Here is a 2,187-nt window from a genome sequence, read left to right on the forward strand (position 1 = left end):
GACGGCGAGAGCTCGCCGTCGACGAGCTTCCCATCGAGGTCGCAGACGACGATCGACTCGGGCACGAGGTCGTCGTAGCTGATGCCGCTCGGTTTGATGACGAACAGCTCCGACCCGGGTATACGGCCGGAGACGTTGCCGGCCGTCCAGGCGACGAGCCCATATCGCACCAGTTCGGCATGGAGGGCGCAGACGTCCTTGCGTACGCGCTCGATCACCGCTTTCGTCTCGCTGTTCACGTCTCTGTAGTCTCCACCTGCGATCGAGAGCCGGTCACGTGCTCAGAGCCTTCCTCCTGATGTCCCGGAGCCGGCGCAGCACATCGTTCTCGCCCCGGCCGAAGTAGTCGTGTAGGCGGGTGTACTCGGCGAACAGGGCCTCATACGCCTTCGCGCGGTCGGGATCCGGCGTGTAGACCGCACGGTCCACCTTGCCCATAGCGGCCGCCGCCGAGCGGATGTCGTCGTAGGCACCGGCGGCGACCGCGGCATGGATGGCCGAACCGAGCGCGGGCGCCTGCTCGGATACGGCTGTGCTCAGGGGGAGTCCGGTCACATCTGCGTAGGTCTGCATCAAGAAGCTGTTCTTGAGCAGTCCGCCGGCGACGATGAGCTCCTCGACCGCGACGCCCGCCTGCTGGAATGTCTCGATGATCGTTCGGGTGCCGAAGGCGGTCGCCTCGAGCAGCGCGCGGTAGGTGTCCTCCGGCCGGGTGCTCAGCGTCTGCCCGACCACCACTCCGGAGAGCTCATGGTTCACCAGCACAGAGCGGTTGCCGCTGTGCCAGTCCAGGGCGATCAGGCCGTGCTCGCCGACGCGCTGTCCTGCCGCCAGGTCCGTCAGATACTCGTGAACTGAGACGCCCCGGCGTTCCGCTTCTGCCACGTACTCCGGCGGCACCGAGGTGTCGACGAACCAGGCGAAGATGTCGCCGACGCCGCTCTGTCCGGCCTCGTAGCCCCAGAGCCCGGCCACGATGCCGCCGTCCACGACACCGCACATGCCGGGGACCTCGCGGAGCACGTCGCCGTTCATGATGTGGCAGGTGGATGTGCCCATGATGGCGACCATCTGCCCGGGTTCGACGGCCTGGGCCGCAGGCGCTGTCACGTGCGCATCGACATTGCCGACCGCGACCGCGATCCCTTCCGGCAGGCCGGTCCAGACGGCGGCTTCCGCGGTGAGCTCTCCGGCGCGGCCGCCGAGGAGGCCGATGGGCTGGTCGAGCTTGTCCGTCACGAAGTCCGCGAACGTGGGGTTCAGCGCGGCCAAATAGTCCCGCGTCGGATATGCGCCGTCCTGGAGGATGCCCTTGTAGCCGGCTGTGCAGGCATTGCGCACGTAGGTTCCACACAGCTGCCAGACGATCCAGTCGGCCGCCTCGACCCAGCGGTCGGTGGCCTCGTAGACCTCGGGGTCCTCCTCGAGTACCTGCAGCGCCTTGGCGAACTCCCACTCCGAAGAGATCAAACCCCCGTAGCGGGGAAGCCAGCTTTCGCCGCGCTCCGCTGCGAGCGCGTTGATGCGGTCCGCCTGTGGCTGAGCGGCATGGTGCTTCCACAGCTTCACGTAGGCGTGCCTGCGCTCGGCGAACTGGGGCAGCTCGCACAGTGGTGTGCCGTCGGCTCGCGTCGGTAGCACGGTGCAGGCGGTGAAGTCGGTGCCGATGCCGATCACGCGGGAGGGGTCGATGCCGGCCGCCGCGACCGCTTGTGGCACGGCGGTCCTGAGCACGTTGACGTAGTCGGACGGGACCTGCAGCGCCCAGTCCGGCGGCAGCTGCTCGCCGGTTCCGGGTAGCGCGCGGTCGACGACGCCGTGACTGAACTCGTGCACGGCGCTGCCCAGCTCCGCGCCGTCGGAGACCCGCACGACGACGGCTCGGCCAGACAGGGTGCCGAAGTCCACGCCGACGGCGAACCGGGCGTCGGCGGATACGTCTGTGCTTGGAGGCATGATGTTAGCGTTCACAATAGCTCTAGGCTAACGCACCCGGCGCGGGAGCGGAAGTGGGTCACCCGGGTTTGGGGTCCTCAGGCCGTCGGCATGGAACTGACCCGCACCACGAGTTCGGGAGCAACGATGGAACGGCGGCCGGTGCCTCGGTGCAGGCCGCTGTCCATCTCCGCCAGGAGCATACTCATGCTCTGCCGGCCGACCTCAGCGAAGTCCTGGCGGATGGTGGTG

At 68.0% G+C, this 2,187-nt stretch carries 2 protein-coding genes; both read right to left on the reverse strand.

Features of this window, described 5'->3' with window-relative positions; translation table 11 throughout:
* Positions 1–239, reverse strand: a 239-nt coding sequence (locus ELR45_RS39770) for a class II aldolase/adducin family protein (protein WP_205857609.1), incomplete at its 3' end; no start/stop codon positions are given.
* Between the two features lie 34 nt (positions 240–273).
* Complete coding sequence (araB, locus tag ELR45_RS30925) at positions 274–1,956, reverse strand: ribulokinase (RefSeq protein WP_129669719.1); 1,683 nt, start codon at positions 1,954–1,956, stop codon at positions 274–276.
* Between the last annotated feature and the right edge of the window lie 231 nt (positions 1,957–2,187).

The sequence above is a fragment of the Phytoactinopolyspora endophytica genome, from assembly GCF_004138495.1.
GTDB lineage: Bacteria > Actinomycetota > Actinomycetes > Jiangellales > Jiangellaceae > Phytoactinopolyspora > Phytoactinopolyspora endophytica.